Source organism: Emticicia sp. MM (genome assembly GCF_001649495.1).
Genome location: NZ_LXHX01000114.1, coordinates 57,002 through 80,564 on the forward strand (window position 1 = coordinate 57,002; position 23,563 = coordinate 80,564).

Below are 23,563 nucleotides of genomic sequence, written 5' to 3' on the forward strand. Positions count from 1 at the left end.
AAACGCCTCATAATCGGCGAGTCGTCGGACCGTTGATTATGAGGCGTTTTAATATAATTCTTTCTATCAAGCTCCTTCCAGTTTATCCAAAATTAGCTCTTCGATATATTCTCTAATTGAATCAATTTTTATTTGTGTAACAACGTCTTGTGCGAAAGCTAAAAGTTGTAAACGAATCGCTTCTTTTTTCGGAATACCTCTCGACTGCATATAGAAAATAGCTTCGTCGTTCAACTGTCCAGTAGTTGTTCCGTGCGAACATTTTACATCATCCGCCCAAATTTCTAATTGAGGTTTGGTGTTCATTGTTGCCTCATCAGAAGTCACTACGTTACGACAATTTTGGTAAGCGTTTGTTTTCTGAGCATCTTCTCTTACGAAAATCTTGCCATTGAAAACACCCGTCGATTTGTCCATCAAAATACCTTTGTAAAGCTCGTGGCTTTCACAATTTGGTTTTCTGTGGTCAACAACTGTGTGATTATCAACGTGTTGCTTGCCATTTGGCACGTACAAGCCAAATAAATGACTTTCAATATGCTCGCCATCAAGTACTACATTGAGGTTGTTTCTTACGAATCCACCATTCAAAGTTGCCGTTGCTGAATAAAAATAACTACGTCCTTTTTGGTAAACTTGTGTAGTACCAATATGGTAAGATTTATCGCTTTCACTTTGCACTTTGTAGTAATCAACCATTGCCGACTCGTCAACGATGATTTCGGTAACAGTATTTACAAACGCAGCACCGTCGCCCACTGTGCGATACGCTTCAGCAATTTTTACTTGTGAATTTTTGCCAACAATTATCAAGTTACGAGGTTGCGAACCAACGTTTGAAGTACGCACATCCGAGATAAATCTTAAAATAATTGGCTCTTCAACTATCTTATTATCAGCTACTTGAACGACAACTCCATCATTGGCAAGAGCTGTGTTTAAAGCCGTGAAAGCATCCGTTTCGTAATTGGCATATTTACCGAAATAACCTTCGATTAATTCTGGTTGTTGAGCCAATGCTTCCGAAAACGGAATAACTTTTAGCTTATTTTCGGGAGTAGCAATTTGCGAAAGTTCGGCATTATACACACCGTTGATAAAATACAAAACGTTTCCAGTAAGGTGTGGCAACGGAATCTTATCAAGGTCGGCTTGATTAAAATCGGTTTTTGTATGAAAATCAAACGTTTGCTTTACTAAATTGCTCACATTTGAGTATTTCCATTCTTCATGACGAATAGTTGGAAAACCTAATTTATCGAAATTTTGCATCGCTTCACCACGCAGTTGATGAATCGGCAAAGCGGCTTTTCCATTCAATTTTGCTTGTGACAACTGAAAATCAGCGATTAATTCTGCTTTTAGACTTGATGCGTCTTTATTTTCTATCGAACTCATTATTCAAAATTTTCTATAATCAATTTCTCCGAACAATTTCGGAAAATTGTTCTACAATTCTGCAATTGCTTCTAATTCTACTTTATACCCAAAGTGCAATTCAGGCACTGGAATGATTGAACGTGTGGGGCGATGTTCTCCGAAAAATTTTGCATAAAGTTCGTTCACAATTCCCCAATTTTCTCCGCCTGAAATATAAACCGTTGTTTTTACTACATTTTCAGAACTCAACCTTACTTCCTGCAAAATTTGCGTTAAATTATCAAAAACAACCTTTAATTGCTCTTCAATACTCGACTCAATTGGAAGTTTTTCGGCCGTTTTGATTTTTATGGGCAAAATACCCGAAGTAAAAAGAAGCCCACCACTCACAATCGCTTGCGAATAATGCCCCACAGGTTTTGGACTATCTTTAACTTGAATTTTCTGCATAAAACCAATTTTGAATGATAGAATGAGTGAATAGCGGAGTTTTGAATATTCTATCATTCACTCATTCTATCATTCATTCATTGTATATTAAGCCACCTCAAGAGCATCAACTTCATTCTTAATCCAATCGTAGCCTTTTTCTTCCAATTCGAGAGCTAATTCTTTTGTTCCCGATTTTACGATACGGCCTTTATAAAGTACGTGTACGAAATCTGGCACGATATAATCGAGTAAACGTTGGTAGTGAGTTACGACCACAAACGAACGTTGTCCATCACGTAATTGGTTTACGCCTTCGGCAACAATACGAAGAGCATCAATATCAAGACCTGAATCGGTTTCATCCAAAAGTCCGAGAGTTGGCTCAAGCATGGCCATTTGAAAAATTTCGTTGCGTTTTTTCTCTCCACCCGAAAAGCCTTCATTGAGTGAACGTTTCAAGAGAGCATCGTCGATTTTTACCAATTTTGCCTTTTCTCTCATACGCTTCAAAAATTGAGCGGCATCAAGTGGTTCTTGACCATTATATTTACGAATTTCGTTGAGAGCCGTTTTCAAGAAATTGATGGTTGTAACACCTGGAATCTCAACAGGGTATTGGAATGCCAAGAAAATACCTTCAGCAGCACGTTTTTCGGGAGCTAAGTCAAGTAAATCTTTTCCGTTAAATGTAACCGAACCGTCGGTCACCTCGTAGTCTTCACGACCTGCCAAAACCGAAGCCAAAGTACTTTTACCTGAGCCGTTTGGCCCCATGATAGCATGGACTTCACCCGGCTTGATTTCTAAATTGATTCCACGTAATATTTCTTTTTCCTCAATTCTGGCGTGTAAATTACTGATAGTGAGCATTTTATTTTTATTGCTTATGATAAACTTAATAGGTATGTGCGAAATAAAATAACAAAATAGATAGGTTTTAGTTCGCAAACAATTCGCAAAGATACAATCAAAATAGCCAAGATGCTATTCTTAATTATAATAACTCTAAATAAAGCATTGTTGTTCCTTTTTTCTTGGATTTTTTATATGTTTTCAAGAAACTACTTCGTAAACCTTCACAGGTAAAGCTTTATTTTTGAGATTGATTTCACCTACTTCTTGGCACGTAAAAGATTCTTTTACAATCATGTAGGCTTTTTCACTCAATAATATTTGACTTGGCTGGGCAGCAGACTGCAAACGTTGGGCAGTATTTACAACATCACCGATAACGGTATAGTCCAATCGTCGGAGTGATGCCGAGCCAATATTTCCCGAAATGACCTCGCCAGTATTGATCCCAATTGAAACCTTTGGCGTATATTTTATATGGCTTGGCAAACTTTCTTCGATAGAATCTATTCTTGTTCTTACAGCCAATGCCGCTTCAATGGCACGGTCGAGATGATATTCTCCCTTAAAAACTGCCATTACTGCATCACCCATAAATTTATCAATGTGTCCGCCTTGCTCCATGATTTCTTTGACCATCGCATCAAAATATTTATTAATGAGATTGACAACAATATCGGGCGTTTCTTTCTCCGAAATGGCCGTAAAACCGCAAATATCAACAAATAAAACGCTGGCTTCGATGGTTTCGTTGGCAGTTAATGAAGATTCAAATTCGTGGCTTCCCATAAATTTCAGTACATTTTCATCAACATACATTTTCAAAATATTATTTTCTTTGATTGCTTGAAGCGTTTCTCTGATTTGAATAACGTGCTTGAGCGTTTTCTCGACAGTTAGTTCCAAATCTTCAAAATTGATGGGTTTACACAAAAAATCAAATGCTCCTCGATTCATGGCCACTCTAATATTATCCATATCGCCATAAGCAGAAACGATTACTGATTTTAGCAAGGGATTTTGCTCGGCCAATTTTGTAAGCAATGTCAAACCGTCCATTTCGGGCATGTTAATATCGCTCAATATCATGTCAATATCTGGATTCTCCTGCAAAAGACGCAAGGCTTCTGCACCGTTGGCAGCAAAGGAGAATTCATATACTTTTTCTCTGATTTGTCGGCGGAATTTTTGTTTGATGAGGATTTCTAAATCGGCCTCATCATCAACAACCATTATTTTGGCGTTCATAGTGAGCTTTGGAGTTTTTGTTTGAGTTCGATGAAGTCGAGTGGTTTTGTCAGGAAATCGTTCGCTCCCAAAGCCAATGCTTGGTCATGGCTTTGAGCATCGCCGTAGGCGGTTATCATCATAATTGTTGGCGGTGAAGTAGGCGATTTCGAACGAATTTGGCGTAAAAGTTCAATACCACTCATGCCTGGCATATTAATGTCGGAAAGTATCAGCACTGCTTCTAAATCTTGGTCTTTCAGAAATTCCAAAGCTTCCTCGCCCGAACCACTGAATGCAAAATCAAATTCTCCCGCACGGATTTCTCGGCGAAAACGTTGCTGAAACAGCGTTCTGACATCTTCTTCATCATCAACGACTAATATTTTCATGGGAATATGAGCTATTTTATTTCTATTGAAATTGCTTTCAAATATAAGGTAATTTAATGATAAATGTAGTTCCTTCGCCTTCAATGCTTTCGACTTCGAGCATACCGCCATGACCTTTTGTAATAATATCATAACTCAACGAAAGCCCCAAACCTGTGCCTTCACCTGTGGGTTTGGTGGTAAAGAATGGTTGAAAGATTTTGGCTTTTATTGCTTCTGGCATTCCTGTTCCGTTGTCTTTCACTCGAATTTCTATAAAGTTATCCAACTTTTTGGTAAAAACAATGACCGTTGGTTTATATTGCCCTTGTTGAGACGTTGCATACAACGTCTCGACGGTGTTAAGGTTTCGTTGGTTTACCGCATAAAACGCGTTATTGAATAAATTCAACAGAACACGACCAATTTCCTGTGGAATTACTGCTATTTTAGGTAAATCTTCGTCAAATTCTGTTCTAAAATTTGATTGAAAATCTTTATCCTTTGCCTTCATACCATGATAACTCAGACGTAAATATTCATCCGACAAATTATTGATATCAGTCAATTCCTTTTCTCCTGTTCTGGTTCGGGAATGTTCGAGCATTCCTTTCACTATACTACTTGCTCGCTTGCCATGATGGTTGATTTTCTCTTGATTTTGACCTAAATCGGTCAATAATTCTTCGATATATTCTTTGTCTAATGCTGGTCGATTTATTTCTTCTTTTAAATCTTGGGCTATACCTACACTTAATTCTGAAAAATTATTTACAAAATTTAATGGATTTTGTATTTCGTGAGCAATGCCTGCTGTTAGTTCGCCCAATGATGCCAGTTTTTCCTTTTGGATGAGTTGTGCTTGAGTGCTACGAAGAGTTTCTAAGGACTCCTGAAGTTGGGTACGCTGTTGGTAGATTTCGTCACGTTGGTGTTGAAGTAGGGCATTGGCTTTTTGTTTTTGACGGTTGTTGCGATAAAGAAAAAAGCTAATCATAGAAACAAAAAATAAACCACCAAGAGAGGCATAAAGCCTGAGATTATTGGTATATTCTGATTTGGTTTTTTCTAACTCCCATTTTCGCTCTTTGTCCTGATACTCCAAGTCCAGTAATCTCTGAATATCTCCTTGTTTCTCGGCCGCTTCGATGGCATTGATAGCTATTCTATAGTAGGTAGCGGCTTTTCGATGGTTATTGAGCTTATCATAAATGGTAGCGATTCTAAAGCCGAAAAGCTTTTTTCTATGTAATGAATCATCCCTTACAGAACCTAATTGATAGGCTAATTGAGAATAGTGAAGAGCAGAGTCAAGCTGATTGAGTCTGAAATAAACATCACCAATTCCAAAGGTTTTTTCCATAATATTTCTTTCATCGTTGAATTTTTTGTAAAGTGTCAACGCTTGTCTAAGATAGTCCAGTGCTTTTGGGTAAGATTTTTCAAAAGAATAAATAAACCCTTTAGCCGCTAAGGCATCGGCTCTTTTTCTATCATTTTCTGGATTAAGTTGGAGCGATTGGTCTATGTAGTAAGTAGCAGAGTCTAACTGTCTAAACCCTGCCCTGAAGTAGGTTACACCTATCCTATTTAAAGTACTAATTAGTTCTTGCTTATTGTTGATTTTTCGGGCAAGTTGTTCTATTTTAAGATAGTTGTCGAGTTCTTTACGAAAATCTTTTTTCACAAAATAAATCGTTGAGAAGCCTCTCAAACTTTTGATAATGCCCAGAGTATCATTTAGTTCTTCGTAAATTTTAAGGCTTTTTTGGTAATTACTAATCGCCGTTACAACATTAGAATTTGCATAATTGATATTACCCAACAATAATAATGCCTCTGCCTCCCCAGTTCGATAATTGTTTTTGGAACTTAGTACACGTACCTGATTGATGTAGTACATTGCACTGTCCACATTACGGAGGGGCGAAGGAAGTCCAAAGGCTTCGCCTAATTGGAGCAACACACGTATTCGGCTCGTATCGGGTTTAGTGATAGCAAGGTGTTTTTTAAGATTGACAATGGTCTGTCGGCTTTGACAAAAGCCTAAAGTACAAGTAAAAATAAACAAGAAAATAAAGGATAATCTTTTCATTTTCAGTTGTTTTAAATCGGTAATTTAATGATAAATGTTGTTCCTTCGCCCTCCACGCTTTTACACTCAATCGTACCGCCATGTCCTTTGGTGATAATATCATAGCTTAAGCTCAAACCAAGGCCCGTGCCTTCACCTGTGGGTTTAGTGGTGAAAAATGGTTGAAAAATTTTTACTTTAATGTTTTCGGATATTCCTCCTCCGTTATCTTGTACTTTAATCTCGATGTCATTTCCTATCTTTTTTGTTGAGACAATTACCGTTGGTTTATATTCCATTTGCAATTTGGTGGCATTGCGTTGATTTATGGCATAAAACGCATTATTCAATAAATTTAATAATACCCGACCTATATCCTGCGAAACTACTTCTATTTTTGGCAAGTTTTCATCAAATTCAGTCCTAAATTCACTGTTAAAATCCTTGTTCTTTGCTCTTAATCCATGAAAACTTAATCGCAAATATTCATCACAAAGTGCATTTATATCTGTCGATTGCCGTTCACCTGTACTGGCTCGTGAGTGTTCGAGCATTCCTTTTACGATGGAAGAAGCCCGCTTGCCATGATGATTGATTTTTTCTTGATTTTGCCCTAAATCGGTCAATAATTCATCAATATATTCTTTATCTAATTCTGGTCGATTAATTTCTTCTTTCAAATCTTCGGTAATGCCTATGCTTAATTCGGAGAAATTATTGACAAAATTCAATGGATTTTGAATCTCGTGGGCGATGCCTGCCGTCAATTCTCCCAAACTCGCCAGTTTTTCTTTTTGGATAAGTTGGTTTTGCGAGGCTATAAGCTCAGCGGTACGTGCCTCGACTTGCTTCTCAAGCATCTCATTTTGATTAGAAAGAATTTGTTGTTTTTCTTCGCTTACTTGTATCAGTCTCCGAGCATTCTCTTTGATTTCTCTTATCATCCCCTTTATACGAATAGTTAGATAAATAATAAATGTTAGCGGAACTGGAAGAATCATTATGGTGTAGAAGAAAAAAATAGAGTAGGGGATTTTTAATAAAATGAGTACAAGCTCCGTGCATAATATTAAATGACCAATGCTGATACCGATAATAATGAGCCATAACACTCCTATATACTTTCTTACAGCAACGATAATTACATAAACAAGACATAATATCGTAAGTATAGATGTAATAACCCCTATTTGTAAAGTATAGTTTGTGAACTCAACACCCCATGCAAATACAATTCCTAAAAGAAGCAGTAAAGCAACTATCCGTTGAGAAGGATAAGAGCCGATAATTTCAAAGAGAACTAACAAGCTGAAAACTCGCAAAGCCCAAGATGCAAAATCCGCTGTTAATGATAACAACAGAAGCTGATTATAGCTGCAATCAAATGAAATCAAAAACCAAGTGAACACATAAAGAACTGAAAATATAACGGTTGTCATTAAAGACCTAATAAGTCTTTCCTCATTAAACTCTACAAATGAAAGCAACAATAACAATAAAGCCAAAATGCCATCTACTGAAAGCCAAAAAGTCTTAAAATTCAGTTCTTTTTTACCAATATCTGCTAACCTTTTAATATAGTTTGAATCTACAAATCGCAATAAATTATCATACTTGAGAAAAATAAGATAGGGTTGCCACTTATTAGGATAATCTACTATATGAATGGAAAGTTGATGTGTTTGGTTAGGAATCAGTTGAATAGCTAAAGAAGGTCGGTAAGCCTGTCTAACTTGCTCTGTAAAGGGTTGTCCGTTAATGCCAGTATTACCGCAAATTTGTATGAGCCGTCCATCTAAATAAATTTCGGCGGCAGCCCATGTTTGTTTATTCAACCAAAGAGGAACACCTACCATCGTAGAATCTAACATAAACTTAAGTCGAAACCAGCCTTCTACCCTTCCATTTTTATCCGCCATTTTTGAAGAAATTTCACTGGGACTCAAAGGTTGCCAGTCCGATACTTTCATTGAAGTATCACTCCAAGCTTTATTGTATCCACTTTTAAAAAGCCATTTATCAGACTTAACAATCGAAAATACACCCTCATTATCAAATTTTTCTTTTGACACAACCTGTATATCTTTTTCAGAAAAGGCCTGAAAAGCGGTACACAAAAAAAGTATATAAAACAAAATAGCTCTCATAAGGTGATTTATTTCAAATCGGTAATTTTATAATAAACTCAGTACCTTCACCTTCTGTGCTTTCTACTTCAAGCGTGCCGCTATGTCCTTTCGTAATAATATCATAACTCAACGAAAGCCCCAAACCTGTGCCTTCGCCTGTGGGTTTGGTCGTAAAGAATGGTTGAAAGATTTTGGCTTTTATTGCTTCCGACATTCCTGTTCCGTTGTCGATTACCCGAATTTCTATAAAATTATCCAACTTTTGGGTAGAAACAATAACCTTTGGTTTATATTGCCCTTGTCGAGACGTTGCATACAACGTCTCGACGGTGTTGAAGTTTCGTTGGTTTACCGCATAAAACGCATTATTGAATAAATTCAGCAAAACACGGCCAATTTCCTGTGAAATTACTGCTATTTTGGGTAGATTTTTATCAAAATCGGTTCTGAAATCTGCATTAAAATTTTTGTCTTTTGCTCGTAAACCATGATAACTCAATCGAAGATATTCATCTGTTAAAGCATTTATATCTGTCAATTCTTTTTCGCCAGAACTTGTGCGTGAATGCTGCAACATTCCTTTTACAATGCTACTTGCCCTTTTACCGTGTTGATTGATTTTTTGTTGATTTTGGGTCAAATCTCCAATGATTTCATCAATATATTCTTTGTCTTTTTCTGGAATGTTCACCTTTTCTATTTCTTCCTTCAATTCTTGGGCGAGATCGATGCTTAATTCGGAGAAATTATTGACAAAATTTAATGGATTCTGAATTTCGTGGGCAATTCCTGCCGTAAGCTCGCCCAATGAAGCCAATTTTTCTGATTGTATTAATTGTGCTTGGGTGGCTTTCAGATCTTGCAAGGCTTTTTCTGCTTTGGCTCGTTGCGTATCTATTTCTTCTTTCTGATTGTGCAATATTTGATTAGCCTTGTGCTTGATTTGATTATTTCGATAAAGAAAGAAAAGCACCAACAACACAACAAATAGTAAAGTCGAAAGACCATAAATTTTGATTTTATCTTCGAGGTCTGCTTGGTGTACTTCTATTCGGCGTTGCGTCATTAATTCACGCTCTTTTGCATCGTAAGCAAGGCGTTCTATTTGTCGAACTTGCTCTTGATTAAATAAACTGTCTTTTTCGGCTGTTGCGATTTTATTATAATATAACGCTTCTTTCAAGTTATTTTTCTTTTCATACAACTCAGAAAGTAATTGTGCTGACAAAACTGTAACTGGCAAAAATTGATTTTCATTTGAGCGAGTAAGTGCTTTTTTTGCATAAAAAATTGCAGAATCCTGTTTATTTGAATCCTTAAAAATACTTGCTAAACCATAGTAAACTCGACCTTCATGAAATTTTGATTGAAAAGATAGACTTCTACGAAAATACACCAAAGCAGAGTCTCGCTGACTAAGAGCAGCAAAGGTAGTTCCGATGTAATAAGTGGTTGTAGATAATTGGTGTGCAGCTTTCTTTTTCAGTAAATTTTGATACGCATTTTTGAAAAACCCAAGTGCTTCTTGATACTTTCCCATATCTTTATAAACATATCCCGAGGTTTGATTGAGCGAATATTCAAGGTCAGAAATCTGCAATGAATCTTTAATTCGGCTGGCTTTTGATAAATACTCTAAAGCACTTTTAAACTGCTTACGATTGGTATAAAGTAAAGCCAATTTCAGATTAATGTTGCCCAGTTCTTTTGACATTTTGCCCTTTTCACAGATATAGCGAGCTTCTAAAAGTTTATTGAGCGCCTCGGCATAATCAGAAGTATTGAGCATGATTTGGCCTGATGACAACGCACTTAAAACTTTACCCTTATCATACTTGATTTTACTTGCCAAAGCCCACGCTTCTCGCCCATAACGCAGTGCTTGAGTTGGATTACTTGAAGCAAACAAAGTAGTAAGTTTATCTAAGATCAGTACTTTTATGGTATCATCTTTGGCTTTCGAAAGTTCATTTTTTAAGCTATCAATCGAAACAGCATTAAATGATTGAGCTAAAAGCACATTTGCAGTAAAAGTGAATAAAAACAAACAAATGTACTTTTTCATAAAGCTTTTATTTTAACGGTAATGTTATAATAAATGTCGTTCCTTCACCTTCGGTACTTTCTACTTCAAGTGTTCCTGCGTGTCCTTTTGTGATAATATCGTAGCTGAGTGAAAGTCCCAAACCTGTTCCTTGGCCAGTTGGTTTGGTGGTGAAAAAAGGTTGAAAAATCTTTGTTTTTATGTTTTCAGGCATTCCTCCGCCATTATCGGTTATTTTTATCACAATTTCTTCATCGGTCTTTAACGTTTTTATTTGCACAAGTGGTTTGTAGCTTTCAATACCAGCTTTAGCTTTTTGCTGAACAGCATAAAAAGCGTTATTAACGATATTGAGTAAAACTCGTCCAAAATCTTGAGGAATAACTTCGATTTTGGGCAGATTTGCATCTAAATCTGTCTTGAAATCAGCATTGAAAGTTTTGTCTTTGGCTCGTAAACCATGATAACTCAGACGCAGGTATTCATCAGCAAGTGCGTTTATATCGGTCAATTCTTTTTGTCCGTTGCTAGCTCTTGAGTGTTGTAGCATTCCTCGCACAATGCTTGCGGCACGCTGCCCATGATGCGTGATTTTTTGTTGATTTTGACTTATATCACTCAAAATTTCAGCGATATAGGACTTGTCGAAATCTTCTTTATCGAGTTCCTCTTGTAATTCTTGACAAAGTTCAACCGAAACTTCCGAAAAATTGTTGACAAAGTTTAAAGGATTCTGAATTTCGTGGGCAATTCCAGCGGTGAGTTCGCCCAAAGAAGCCATTTTCTCGGCCTGAATTAATTGATTTTGGGTAGTTTTGAGTTCTTCAAGGGCTAATTCTAAAGATTCTTTTTGTTTTGTAAGTTCGGCAGTTCGCTCAGCCACTTGGTATTCGAGTTCTTGTTTTTTAGCTTCAATTATTCTTCTTTCTGCTTCGGCTTTATCACGCATTACTTTGTCACGTTTGGCTTGGCGTTGGGCATAAATCGTAAAACCTAAAACCCACATAAAGGCAAATCCACGTGCCGTATCGAAATAGTCTTTGTTGTCTTTAAAAAAGTTGGGCGTAAGAAATAAAAAAAAGTCGTTAATGAGATAAACAATAGCTGCTGGCACAAATGCAATAGACAGCATTCGGGCAGGCGGAAAGCCTTTTGAACGCTGAACAGCATAAAGTACAGTTAAACAAATAATTGTTGAATAAGATGTTTCGTAACCTGCCAAATTTATCAGCATCGACAAAATCATTATTCCCAGCCACGCAAAGTTTAGTACACTATGGAGTCTGTGATCACGAGTCTTTGTTTCTAAGATTTTTGTGACAACACCCATCACAACCGCCATTGTGGAAGTTGCAACTATAACATCGCTAAAATCAATTTTACTCATCGAAATTGTGGGTTTAAAGTTTGTGTTTAACTCAAACGTCTAATTTTATCATTCTGATTTCTGATTCTCTGACAAAGAATTCGTAGCACACTTCTCAAAAGTTCGTTTCGTTCTTCCATCAAATCAAAGAAATCTTCTTGGTCGATTCTGAAGAGTAAGACATCGCTTTCTACAATTGCTGAAGCAGAACGTGGTTCGGCATCGAGCAAGGCCAATTCACCAAAAACATCACCTTTAGTAAAAGTTGCGAGCAAGGTTTCGTGGTCATAAATACCGATTTCACCCGCATAAATGATATACATACAATTCCCGATTTCGCCTTTTTTGAAAATCGTTTTTCCTTCGTGGAAGCTAATTTCTTTCATAATCGGCACAATCGAAGTTAGTACATTTTCGGGAGTTTCGGCAAAAAGTTGGGTATTTTTCAATACAATCACTCGTTCGAGTTCGGAAACAATGGCTTTTTCGGATGAATGACTCATATCAATCTGTTTAATATATTTTTCAAATTCGGATTGTTGTCTGAAAACTTCGTTTGATAGTAAAGTTTTGAAAGCAGCTTCTTTTATCAATGTTTTGGGGTGATTGAGGTAAACCTCAAAAAGGCTAATTTCGCCCACCGAAAACTTAGTCTGGGCGGGTTTCCAAGCCTGCAAAGCCTGTGCAATTGTCCAAGTTCCGAAAGCTCGTTCGCCTTTATCCAAAACTAACGGCACAATTGGTCTTGCTTCGATATTTTTACCAAGATACGCACCAAAAATGTTTTTTTTCTCTTCATTGCTCGAATCATCGAGTAAAGAATGAAGACACTTATATATTTCTCTCGGAATAATATTATCCAAAATTTCGAGAGCATTAGCTCTCTTTTCCTTCGATGAATGTTCAACGCCTTGCATGGCATCTTGCACGATGTCACGATCGTAAAGCAACATCAAAATATAGAAAATTCGGTCAGAAGTTTGGTCAATTTCGTGTTGAAGCGTTTCATCAGGCAAAGCCCCGAAGCCACTCAATAATTGATAAGTATGTGTAAGCTCTTCTTTGAGAATTTGTTCAAAATAGGATTGTTGAGAATCATCTTTTGGGTAGATTCCCAACGCTTTTAGTGCGGCGGTGCTAATTTCCCAGTTTTTGTTTTCGACTAAATCAAATAATAGCTTTTTGCTCTCATTCGACTGAAATTTCTCACAAAATGAGACAACTTTTTGAAGCAAAAAAACATCATTACTACCTTTCAATTGCTTGATTTCAGCCAAACTTGGTTCGCCAATTACAATTAATTGTCGAAGTGATTTTTTTGCGAATAAATGATTTGACAATAATCCAGTTAAGGCTTTTATCAGATTTGGTGTAGCCAGTTTCCCCGCCGTTTCGATGGCTTTTTCCCTCAGACTTTCATTTTTTAAAGAAGTTTCTACAAACGATTCATAAGGCAATAAATGCAAAGATTTTATGATTCGCAGAGCAGCAGTTTTCTCTTCTAAACTACTTTCGGCTTCACAAAGAGCCTTTAATCGTGCTTCTCCGAGTGAGTTTTTAGCGGCGAGACTACCAATTAATGCACCTTCAGTAAGAGCAATGTCGCTTGAGTTGAGTAATTCTTGTAATTTTTGAGTATCAAATTTTTGCAATTTTGCCAAAATCTGAACGCCCAATTTTCGGCATTCAATATTGGGTTCTTGAAAAATATTCTGACTCAAAGTATCTAAAACTTTTTCATTGCCTGCATTTCGTTCGAGTTCTTGTAAAGCCCTTAATCGCACTTTATCAGATGAATGTTGAAGCAATTTTGGTAATATTTCTCCCAGTTTTTCCGCATCATATCTCAAAATCCAATCAATGGCAATCAATACTTCTTCTGGCCTTTCGCTTTCAATATTTTTCAAAATCACCTGAAATGCATCGCCTTGCATAACCAATTCATCATTATCCAAAAAACGCTTGCTGAGAGCCGTTTTCAACTCCATAATATAATGACGAAACGCCCGACTCAGATAATAGAAAGCAATAAACGCCGAAAGAACCGTAAAACCGAAGTGAATCCAAGTGAAAGAAAAATCGAAATAATACTCGGCGTAAAGTAAAAGTCCTGCTATTCCCATTCCCAAAGGCTCATAAAAACCTTTAGCCAATGTGTGTCCTTTGAGGCGTTGATGTGTAGAAAGTGGCTGAAACATTACCAAAAAAACAGGGTCGAACATCGTGCGACGCATGACTTCAAAGAGCAAATATGCAGCACTAAATTCCATCCACAAAGCATTCTCATCATTTTGAATGGAGGATAAGACCACCAAAACTGCCGAAATAATCACTGTTCCGATTGGCAAGAAAAGCAGGGCATTTCGCAAACCAAATCTATCAATAACCTTGCTCGAAAGCGAGAGTTTTACAATCGTAGAAATAGAATACGTGATGGCCAACATATAACCCACAAAAGCAATAACATCGTGTTGGCTATGAAATTTGTACTTGACGTTTACGAAAAAATTATACTCAATCCAAGTAGCAGAAAGCGACACCGCCACCAAACCAATACACATTTCAAAAATCAGACGATTCCCTCCAAAAAGTTGTTGAATATATTTAGCATCGTCTTTTCGGCTTCGGCGTTCGGGCTGTGAAGTTGGCACATCCGTCAGTTGGAAAGTACGTTTTTGTGTAAAAAATGCCAATATAAACATCACAAATGCTACTGAAATCAGAATTGCCAAAACCGAGGTTGAGTGAATAAGCACGGTCAGAATTGCACCGATGGCTTTGGCAGGAACATCGCCCGAGCCAATGACACTGAAAATACGCTTGCTTTGACGCACATCAAAAACAACCGCCGAAACACCCCAAAACTCCAAATTCACCAATAAATAAATGATACGAAAACCCACCATGATGCCAACAGCCGTAAAAATTGAGTGACTCAAATAAACAATGAGTCCCATCAATAACGACATCATCAAAACCGCCAAAAGCACTCGACTACTAAGTTTTTGGAGCAGATAATGGTGTTCGTAATATTCATAAATTTTGCCAACGCCCATCATGGCGAGCGTAGAAAGAATGTAGGCGATTGGCAAAGAAAATTCGGGGTGATTTTCGAGCAAAATGATATTGGCCGAAACGTACACCAAGACTGTTCCGATGCTAATAAAAAAATTATGAAGAAAAAATAAGATTAAAGTCGATTGTTCTTTACTTCGGGTAAACAAATTGGCCATTGTGGATGAATAAAATTGTTGCAAATTGTTTCAGATTGTTGTGAATGTTATCGGTTAATTTCACAAAAAGTCTACAATATAAAACAAATTGTAACCAAATAAACAAAATCAACAATCTTCAAAACTGAACATCGCAAGTTAGGAATTTTGCTTGAAAAACTTTTGAAATAAGTCTAATGATTTGTAATATTGCAACATAGTATGGTAATAATACAAAAAAATATAGCCCCAAATAGCCTTTGCTTAGTCGAAAACTGTAGCGAAAATCCTACAGGGCTTTATCGCCACTTTTGTAAACCACATCGAATTTCAATTTTCTTCTTTCAGCTGCTTGCCTTCATGGCCAATTTTGGGTTTTACTAATTTTTCAGGTTTTAGGACGGGGTCTCCCGTGCGATTAGGTATTAGAAGTAATTTAGTTTCTTCTAAAATTCCTGTACGTAATATTTCCTAAAACCTATATACTAAAACCTATTTACTAACACCTAATTCCTCAGAAAAATGAGCAATAATATATTTGTATCGTCCGAAGTAGGCACTTTGCGTCGCCTTATTATACATAGTCCAGACAGTGGTTTGGGCAAAGTTGTACCCTCAAAAGCCCAAGATTGGTTATTTGAAGACATCGTTCATCTCGAAACCATGCGTAGAGATGAATATGATTTCTACGTGAAAATCCTTTTGTATTTTCTTGATAATGAAAAAGTTAAAGGAAAACTCAGCGAAATTGATGCCGACAAATCAAGAGATTTTTATAAGCCTTCCAACAAAAAATATTTTAATTCAGACAAAGTTATTGAGTTTGAGAAACTACTCTCGGATATTCTGGAAATGTCCGTAGTTCGTACACAACTCATTGCGGCAGTTTGTGCGGTTGAAGAATGTTCGTACCAATTTCAAAACGAAATGGCCAAAATGCCAAATATTGATTTGGCAAGAGTGCTGATAACTGGTATTTTGCCGAATAACAAAATGCTTTTTCCTCCAATTCCAAACTTGATTTTTACTCGTGATATTGGAATCGTTGTAAATGACCATCTTTTGCTCAATAAACCCGCCAAATATGCCCGAACACGAGAGTCGCTTCTGGCAAAATATGTATTCTTTAATCATCCGATGTTTGAAGATTTACAAGGAAAAATTATTGAAATTACAGAAGACGAAAACCATTTTTTGCTGCCCGAAGAAGAGCAAGAAGGTCGCTTGAATACGCTCGAAGGCGGCGATGTGATGATGGTTGCCCCCAATCATTTACTCATTGGTGTTAGTGAACGAACTTCAGTTGAAGCCGCCAGACAAGCCATTGATTTATTGTTCGAGAAAAACGCAGTGCAGAAAGTTACAATTGTGAAAATTCCGCAAAAACGTGATTACATGCACATCGACACCGTTTTTACGCAAATCAAACGCAATGTTTGGGTACTACTTGGCTCGCTCGGTAGAATTCAAGAAGAAGCGGAAAAACAATCTATTTGGGAAGAATTGGGTCAACAACCGAGTTATGAAGCATTGACAATAAAACAATTTATCAATAAAGATGGCGTAGTGAAAGTGAAAAACTTTGCCAACCTCGAAGATTTACTCTCGTCGATAACAAAAGATGATTTGAATTGTTATGAACCCATAAAGTTTGTATATTCGGGCAATAATGAATTCCCTTACGGAGCAAGAGAACAATGGACGGATTCGTGTAATTTATTGGTAGTGAAAGAAGGAATTGCCATCGGCTATGACCGAAACGATAAAACCGCCGAAGCATTCCGTGAGGCTGGTTTCCAAACAATTAGAGCGGCAGAATTGCTCGAAAAATTTGAGAAAAACGAACTTTCACCCGAAACATTGACCGATACAATAATTATGTTGCCATCGGCCGAACTTTCAAGAGCCAGAGGGGGCTCACATTGTATGAGTATGCCAATTTTGAGAATTTTGAATGAGTGAATGAGCGAATTAGTGAATAATTCGAATTTACACGAATAGAAAACTCTTTATTTATTCTAAAATCTACTTATTCAGCATTTGCTTATTTCTTTATTCACTCATTCTATCACTCACTAATTCAACATTAAACTTATGCAAGCACAAACCACTTCCAACATACTCATGATTCGGCCAGTGAATTTTGCTTTTAATGAGCAAACTGCCGAAAGTAATGCTTTTCAAGATGCAAAAGCGAAATCTCTGACTAATAACATTACGCAAGAAGCAGCTCTCCGAGAATTTGATGCGATGGTGAGCCAATTGCGTGCCGCTGGTGTAAATGTGATAGTCTACGACGATACACATGAACCACATACTCCCGATAGTATTTTTCCGAATAACTGGATTTCGTTTCATCATTCGGGCAAGGTTTGTTTGTACCCGATGCAAGCCGAAAACCGCCGTTTGGAGCGTAGAAGCGACATTATTGATGATTTACGCACGAAATTTCACGTAGAAGTTGTGCTTGACTTTACACATTTCGAGAAAGAAAATAAGTTTCTCGAAGGTACAGGCAGCATGGTTCTCGACCGAATGCACCGCACTTCTTATGCCTGCATTTCTCCACGAACAAACGCTGAGGTTTTGGATGCTTGGGCAAAGCAAATGAACTACAAATTAGTAAAGTTTACTTCGGTTGATGGACAAGACAAAGAAGTCTATCACACTAACGTTGTGATGTGCATTGGCGATACTTTTGCGGTCATTTGCTTGGAATCCATTCCAAATTTAGATGAGCGTTTGGCGGTGAAAACTACTTTGGAAAATAGTGGTAAAAATGTCATTGAAATTTCGCTCGAACAAATGAATCAGTTTGCTGGTAATATGCTATTGGTCAAGAGTTTAAAAGGAAATAATTTACTTGTGATGTCAACATCAGCTTATAATTCTCTTAGTCATGCTCAAATCGTTGAACTCGAAGAATACGCTGTTATTCAGCACTTTGACCTCACAATGATTGAAACCTGCGGTGGCGGTTCGGCACGTTGTATGATGGCAGAAGTGCATTTACCTGAGAAATAATTTCTTGAAAAAATTGAATTATAGATATTTTGCACTATAAATTTCTTTTATAGAGTGAAATATCTATAATTATGTAATTCCTTCTATAAATCTTATTCTACAAAAATATTTATTTGAAAACCTTTTCTAAAACAAATCGTATATTTAGTCGGTTAGCAGACAAATCGGCATATCAGAAATCTACAAATTTGTAAACGAAAACGGGCAATCAAAAGAATTGTTTTACAAACTCAACCCTCATGGAACACGTAGTTATTATAGGAAATGGCATTAGCGGAATTACGGCCGCTCGACATATCAGAAAACAATCTGATTGCAAAATAACTGTCATTTCGGGCGAAACTGACCACTTTTTCTCTCGTACGGCTCTCATGTATGTCTATATGGGACACATGAAATTTGAGCATACAAAACCCTACGAAGATTGGTTTTGGGAGAAAAATCGTATTGAGTTGAAGCGTGCGTGGGTAAAAACAGTTGATTTTGAAGAAAAAAAATTGTATTTCCGTTTGCCAAATGATGATGATGACAAAGAAGCCAAAATCGGTGGTTCAATTAGTTACGATAAATTGATTTTAGCTCTCGGTTCTACACCCAATAAATTTGGCTGGAAAGGGCAAAACCTCAAAGGCGTACAAGGACTTTACAGCTACCAAGATTTAGAATCTTTGGAAGAAATAACGCCCAAAATCAAAAAAGCGGTTATTGTAGGCGGAGGTTTAATTGGTGTAGAATTGGCCGAAATGCTTCATTCAAGGGGCATTGATGTAACATTTTTAGTGCGAGAAAGTAGTTTTTGGAATGCCGTAATGCCGCCCGAAGAATCGGCTTTGATTTCGAGACACATTGCCGAAAATCATATAAATCTCAAGTTTTCGAGCGAATTAGATGAAATAATTGGCGATGAAAATGGGCAAGTAAAAGCGATACGAACAAAATCTGGTGAGGAAATCGAATGCCAATTTGTGGGTTTGACGGTAGGAGTTAGTCCAAATATTGGTTTGTTGAAAGTGCCACAAGGAAACATGATTGGAAGAGAAAAGCCTGCGTTTGTGTTGGGCGTTGGCGGAATAAAACTCAATCGTGGAATTTTAGTGAATGAATATCTCGAAACGAATATTCCCGATGTTTATGCCATTGGCGATTGTGCCGAACACGAAAACCCAAAAATTGGACGAAAAAGCATTGAACAAATTTGGTACACGGGTCGCATCATGGGCGAAACCGTAGCCCGAACAATCTGTGGTAAACCAACAAAATATCAACCTGGGATTTTCTTTAATTCTGCTAAATTCTTTGATATTGAGTACCAAACTTACGGTCAAGTTCCTGCCGAATTGCCAGCAAATACGAAAACTTTTTATTGGGAAAATTCTTCGGGCAGAATCTGCGTAAGAATAAATTATCAAGCTGGTAGTAAGAGTGTTACAGGCGTAAATACTTTCAGCATCAGAATGAGGCACGAGATTTGGGATGAATGGATTTTATCGGGTAAAAACATCGAATATGTTTTAGAAAACCTTCCAAAAGCCAATTTCGACCCAGAATTTCTCAAACAGTATGAAAAGGAAGTATTGGAAAAATACAATATTGAAACTGGAAGTAATTTACAATTAAAATCAAAAAAAGGAATTTTCTCTAAGTTACCATTCGTCATTCGTAAATCGTAAATCCTGTACGTCATGCTACAAAAACTCGGACTATTCATTTTTATTGCTGGATTTGGGCTATTTATTGGCACTCTGGGCATGAATAATTATACATTGACTAATGAAATTTTGGAGAAAAATTTCAAAGAAGATGCACTTCTCGATGCCAAAATAGAGTTGGCTTCGATGATTGACCAAAGTTATTCAAATTCCTACACTTTCACTGCTGAATTATCAGAAGGTATCAATCAGCTAAACAAAGTCTATAACGGCCAACAAGCGTGGGATAAAAAGATTTATGAAGATACAATTTTGTCAATCGTAAAATCTTCTGCAAACGGATATTTGGTTGATAATAAAGGCATTATGTTTTTATTAACTTTCGGTCTGGCGATTTTAGGAGCATTACTTTTCATTTTGCCCGAAGCTCAAAAACCCGCAGGAATTAAAAACAATGGCATTTACTTCAATCCTGCCATGACACGCAAATGGTTGGGAATTGGTATTGGTACATTTTTAATAGTATTCTACATTGCTCTTTATTTTAAACCACAATACATTGCCAACTGGACAATGCTCGTTGACCCTGTGAGTAAACTCATCAACGGTGGGGAAGCGAGCCGTTGGTTTATGTATGGTTTTCTCTATACGATTTCGGTTTTGGTGATGGGAATCAGATATATTATCAAATATCGCCATTCTAAATATCAGATTTTCAGGACTTTATCTATCATGTTTTTTCAGACTTGCATAGCTTTCATTCTGCCCGAAATCATGTCGAATCTGAATTTACCTTCGGCTGATTTGAAAAATATGTGGCCGCTTGATTATTCATTTTTCTTTAATTACAGGATTGACAAATTGATTGCTGGCGGCACATTTGGTATATTTTTATTGGTGTGGGGAATTGCACTTTTTGTAGTTGGCGTGCCTGTGATGGTCTATTTTTTCGGCAAACGTTGGTATTGTTCGTGGGTTTGTGGTTGTGGAGGTTTGGCCGAGACTTTGGGCGACCCTTTCCGACAACTTTCTGACAAATCTTTGAAGGCGTGGAAGATAGAACGCTACCTCATTCATGGTGTTTTAGCTTTTGCCATTATCATGACAATCGGCGTGCTTTATACCTACTTTACTGGTAGCTATAATCTACTCGGTTTTATTCCGACCGAAAGCCTAAAATCAAGCTATGGTTTCTTGATTGGTTCGATATTTTCGGGCGTTGTTGGTACTGGTTTTTACCCTTTGATGGGAAACAGGGTTTGGTGTAGATTTGGCTGCCCACTGGCGGCTTATCTTGGAATAATACAACGATTCAAATCAAAATTTAGAATTACGACCAATGGCGGACAATGTATCTCATGTGGCAACTGCTCAACGCATTGCGAAATGGGAATTGATGTACGTGCTTACGCCCAAAAAGGGCAAGATATTGTACGTTCTTCGTGTGTAGGTTGTGGTGTTTGTTCGGCAGTTTGTCCACGTGGCGTTTTGAATCTTGAAAATGCCGAAACTGGCACAAGAGTAATGATTGCTCCTGAGGTTTTGTTGGGAAATTTGATGGAGAAATAAGATTTTGTAGAACAATTTTTCAAATTGTTTATCGCAATAACAAACAACTTAAAAAGTTGTTCTACATATAAATCAATATCCACTATACCCTACTCCCCCACTCACAATGGCCACACCCGACGACGTGCCGAGTCGGGTTGCTCCAGCTTCAATGAAAGCCATTGCTTGCTCATACGTTTGAATTCCGCCCGATGCTTTGATTTGGATATTACTTGGCAATACTTCTCGCATGAGTTTAACTTGCTCAATATCAGCACCTTTCGGAGCAAAACCTGTTGAAGTTTTCACAAAATCTACGCCAGCTTCTTCACAAATTTCGCAAGCGATTCGTATATCAAAATTATCTAAATAGGCAGTTTCAATGATTACTTTCAGCAAAGCATTTTTTTCGTGAGTAATTTCAACTAATGTTTTTATCTCTTGCTTAACTGTTTCATAAGCCATTGATTTAAAGGCGTTTATATTCATCACCATATCCAATTCATCAGCACCATCTACCAAAGCCTTTTGTGCTTCGGCTATCTTTGTTTCTGTAGAATGATAACCTAAAGGAAAGCCAATAACCGTACAAACTTTAGCTTCGCTGTATTCGAGTAAATCTTTTACAAAACTCACATAGAATGGCGGAACACAAGCCGAATAAAAGCTATTTTGGTAGATTTCTTCGCACAATTTTCTGAAATCCATTTCGGTTGCAGTTGGTTTCAGTAATGTATGGTCGATGTATTTTGAAATATTTAGCATGAAGCGAGTTTCGTATATTATAAAATGAAAACCGAATAGCGTTTAATTTTGTTTAGGTAGCTTACTTTTGCCTTAAAAATCTTCAAATTGCTGTAATAAAGGCACAATTTTTTGTCCTTTTTCGGTCAAACTATATTCTATATGCAAAGGTTTTAGTTTAATTGTTGTCTTCAATAAAATTCCTTCGGTTTCCAATTCTTTCAAGGCAGTTGCAATGGCCTGCTTGGTTGCTCCTTCTAATTGACGTAATAGAGCATTGAACCGAACTGGCTCGTCAATCGCTAATTTCAAAATCTGCGGTTTCCACTTTCCTGCAATAGATTTTAATAGTTCTTCGGCGGGGCATTTAGTTTCTTTCATAATTACAATATTGGTGGTCAGTTTTTTTTGACTAATTGACAGTTGTTGGACTTCTTTGCAATTTTGCAACATCATTTTATGGTCATAGGTTCATCCCTACTCGACCAAATTTTGGTTTTGAATAAATAAATTATAAAATCTTAACAATCGCAAAAATGAAGATTCTATTTTTTTTCGTTTGTTTAGGTTTAGCTTTTTGTAACGCACAAAACAATAAGAAAATGTTAAACGATAATCCACTACTATGTGATATTAATTCAGGAATTTGTGGCGTAGAATCTGATAGCACCTCAACGGTTGCACAGGTAGAAGCAAAATCTAAATCCATCAAAATTATATATTTTACTGACCCAATTTGCTCTTCATGTTGGGGAATTGAGCCTCAATTACGGAGATTAAAACTTGAGTATGGAAAAGAGGTAGAAATAGAATACCACATGGGTGGCCTGCTCAAAGATTGGTCGTATAATAGTGGAGGTATAAGTAAACCAAGCGATGTAGCTCATCATTGGGACGAGGTTAGCAGACATTATGAAATGCCCATTGATGGTGATGTTTGGTTGGAAGACCCTCTTACCTCATCTTATCCGCCCTCAATTGCATTTAAAGCAGCCGAAATTCAGGATAAACAAAAAGCGATTTTGTTTTTGAGAAGAATCCGAGAAATGGTTTTTCTTGAAAAAAAGAATATCACAAAATGGCAATATTTGGAAGAAGCTGCCAAAGAAATTGGACTTGATGCAGAGCAATTAAAGCAAGATTTTGACGGGCAGGCTAAGGAATTATTCAGAAAAGATTTGATTCTGGCCCAAGAAATGGGAGTACGAGGCTTTCCGAGTCTATTTTTTTCAGATGCTTCGAAAAATACATTGTTTCTTTATGGTGCTCGACCTTACACCGAATTTGAAGCAAAACTTAGCACACTCATACCGAGTATCCAGCCTCAATTTTTCAAAAACGATTGGAAATCAGTATTTCAAAAATATAATACCTTGACTGCCAAAGAGTTTGCCGTCTTGACAAATAAAACACTAAAAAGTGCAGAAGTCAGTCTGCAAGTGTTGAACAAAGAGAATTTTCTTGAAGTATTTAGCACTAAAAATGGCTCAATTTGGAAGCTAAAATAAAGT

Annotated in this window: 17 protein-coding genes; 5 read left to right on the forward strand and 12 right to left on the reverse strand. The window is 37.0% G+C overall.

Going from position 1 to position 23,563, the window contains the following annotated elements; translation table 11 throughout:
* Window positions 1–66: 66 nt before the first annotated feature.
* The 10 genes from sufD to A6M55_RS15855 all read right to left on the reverse strand — a co-directional run bounded on the left by sufD (window position 67) and on the right by A6M55_RS15855 (window position 15,108).
* Window positions 67–1,398, reverse strand: a complete 1,332-nt coding sequence (gene sufD / locus A6M55_RS15810) for a Fe-S cluster assembly protein SufD (protein ID WP_064198496.1) — start codon at window positions 1,396–1,398, stop codon at window positions 67–69.
* A 51-nt stretch (window positions 1,399–1,449) separates the two neighbouring features.
* Window positions 1,450–1,830: a RidA family protein gene (locus A6M55_RS15815; RefSeq protein WP_064198523.1), complete on the reverse strand. Its 381-nt coding sequence runs from the start codon at window positions 1,828–1,830 to the stop codon at window positions 1,450–1,452.
* Window positions 1,831–1,917: 87 nt separating this feature from the next.
* The gene (sufC, locus tag A6M55_RS15820; RefSeq protein ID WP_064198497.1) at window positions 1,918–2,682 is read right to left on the reverse strand and encodes a Fe-S cluster assembly ATPase SufC; all 765 of its coding nucleotides are present in this window, start codon (window positions 2,680–2,682) and stop codon (window positions 1,918–1,920) included.
* A 183-nt stretch (window positions 2,683–2,865) separates the two neighbouring features.
* Window positions 2,866–3,912 (reverse strand): adenylate/guanylate cyclase domain-containing protein, encoded by a 1,047-nt coding sequence (locus tag A6M55_RS15825; RefSeq protein ID WP_064198498.1) that lies wholly within the window; start codon window positions 3,910–3,912, stop codon window positions 2,866–2,868.
* A complete protein-coding gene (locus A6M55_RS15830) occupies window positions 3,909–4,283 on the reverse strand; it encodes a response regulator (protein ID WP_064198499.1) in 375 nt (124 codons plus the stop codon). Before A6M55_RS15830 ends, A6M55_RS15825 begins: the two co-directional genes overlap by 4 nt.
* Before the next feature lie 37 nt (window positions 4,284–4,320).
* Complete coding sequence (locus tag A6M55_RS15835; protein WP_064198500.1) at window positions 4,321–6,357, reverse strand: ATP-binding protein; 2,037 nt, start codon at window positions 6,355–6,357, stop codon at window positions 4,321–4,323.
* Window positions 6,358–6,368: 11 nt separating this feature from the next.
* Window positions 6,369–8,483: a sensor histidine kinase gene (locus tag A6M55_RS17360; protein WP_064198501.1), complete on the reverse strand. Its 2,115-nt coding sequence runs from the start codon at window positions 8,481–8,483 to the stop codon at window positions 6,369–6,371.
* A 13-nt stretch (window positions 8,484–8,496) separates the two neighbouring features.
* The gene (locus A6M55_RS15845; RefSeq protein ID WP_064198502.1) at window positions 8,497–10,530 is read right to left on the reverse strand and encodes an ATP-binding protein; all 2,034 of its coding nucleotides are present in this window, start codon (window positions 10,528–10,530) and stop codon (window positions 8,497–8,499) included.
* A 7-nt stretch (window positions 10,531–10,537) separates the two neighbouring features.
* On the reverse strand, window positions 10,538–11,896 hold the full coding sequence (locus tag A6M55_RS15850) for an ATP-binding protein (RefSeq protein ID WP_064198503.1): 1,359 nt from the start codon (window positions 11,894–11,896) through the stop codon (window positions 10,538–10,540).
* A 26-nt stretch (window positions 11,897–11,922) separates the two neighbouring features.
* A complete protein-coding gene (locus A6M55_RS15855) occupies window positions 11,923–15,108 on the reverse strand; it encodes a cyclic nucleotide-binding domain-containing protein (RefSeq protein ID WP_064198504.1) in 3,186 nt (1,061 codons plus the stop codon).
* A 501-nt stretch (window positions 15,109–15,609) separates the two neighbouring features.
* Between A6M55_RS15855 and A6M55_RS15860 the strand changes: the two genes are divergently transcribed.
* The 4 genes from A6M55_RS15860 (at window position 15,610) to A6M55_RS15875 (ending at window position 21,329) form a co-directional block, all read left to right on the forward strand.
* On the forward strand, window positions 15,610–17,049 hold the full coding sequence (locus A6M55_RS15860) for an arginine deiminase family protein (RefSeq protein ID WP_064198505.1): 1,440 nt from the start codon (window positions 15,610–15,612) through the stop codon (window positions 17,047–17,049).
* 132 nt (window positions 17,050–17,181) lie between these two features.
* A complete protein-coding gene (gene ctlX, locus A6M55_RS15865) occupies window positions 17,182–18,111 on the forward strand; it encodes a citrulline utilization hydrolase CtlX (protein WP_064198506.1) in 930 nt (309 codons plus the stop codon).
* 239 nt (window positions 18,112–18,350) lie between these two features.
* Window positions 18,351–19,781 (forward strand): NAD(P)/FAD-dependent oxidoreductase, encoded by a 1,431-nt coding sequence (locus tag A6M55_RS15870; RefSeq protein ID WP_064198507.1) that lies wholly within the window; start codon window positions 18,351–18,353, stop codon window positions 19,779–19,781.
* Between the two features lie 12 nt (window positions 19,782–19,793).
* Window positions 19,794–21,329 carry a 4Fe-4S dicluster domain-containing protein gene (locus tag A6M55_RS15875; protein WP_064198508.1) on the forward strand — a complete coding sequence of 512 codons (1,536 nt, stop codon included), beginning with the start codon at window positions 19,794–19,796 and terminating at the stop codon, window positions 21,327–21,329.
* 72 nt (window positions 21,330–21,401) lie between these two features.
* Here the strand turns inward: A6M55_RS15875 and deoC are convergent, their stop codons facing one another.
* Complete coding sequence (deoC, locus tag A6M55_RS15880) at window positions 21,402–22,073, reverse strand: deoxyribose-phosphate aldolase (RefSeq protein ID WP_064198509.1); 672 nt, start codon at window positions 22,071–22,073, stop codon at window positions 21,402–21,404.
* A gap of 72 nt (window positions 22,074–22,145) precedes the next feature.
* The gene (locus A6M55_RS15885; protein ID WP_156511092.1) at window positions 22,146–22,433 is read right to left on the reverse strand and encodes a helix-turn-helix domain-containing protein; all 288 of its coding nucleotides are present in this window, start codon (window positions 22,431–22,433) and stop codon (window positions 22,146–22,148) included.
* Between the two features lie 221 nt (window positions 22,434–22,654).
* Between A6M55_RS15885 and A6M55_RS15890 the strand changes: the two genes are divergently transcribed.
* Window positions 22,655–23,560: a ClpXP adapter SpxH family protein gene (locus A6M55_RS15890; RefSeq protein WP_064198525.1), complete on the forward strand. Its 906-nt coding sequence runs from the start codon at window positions 22,655–22,657 to the stop codon at window positions 23,558–23,560.
* Window positions 23,561–23,563: the final 3 nt, after the last annotated feature.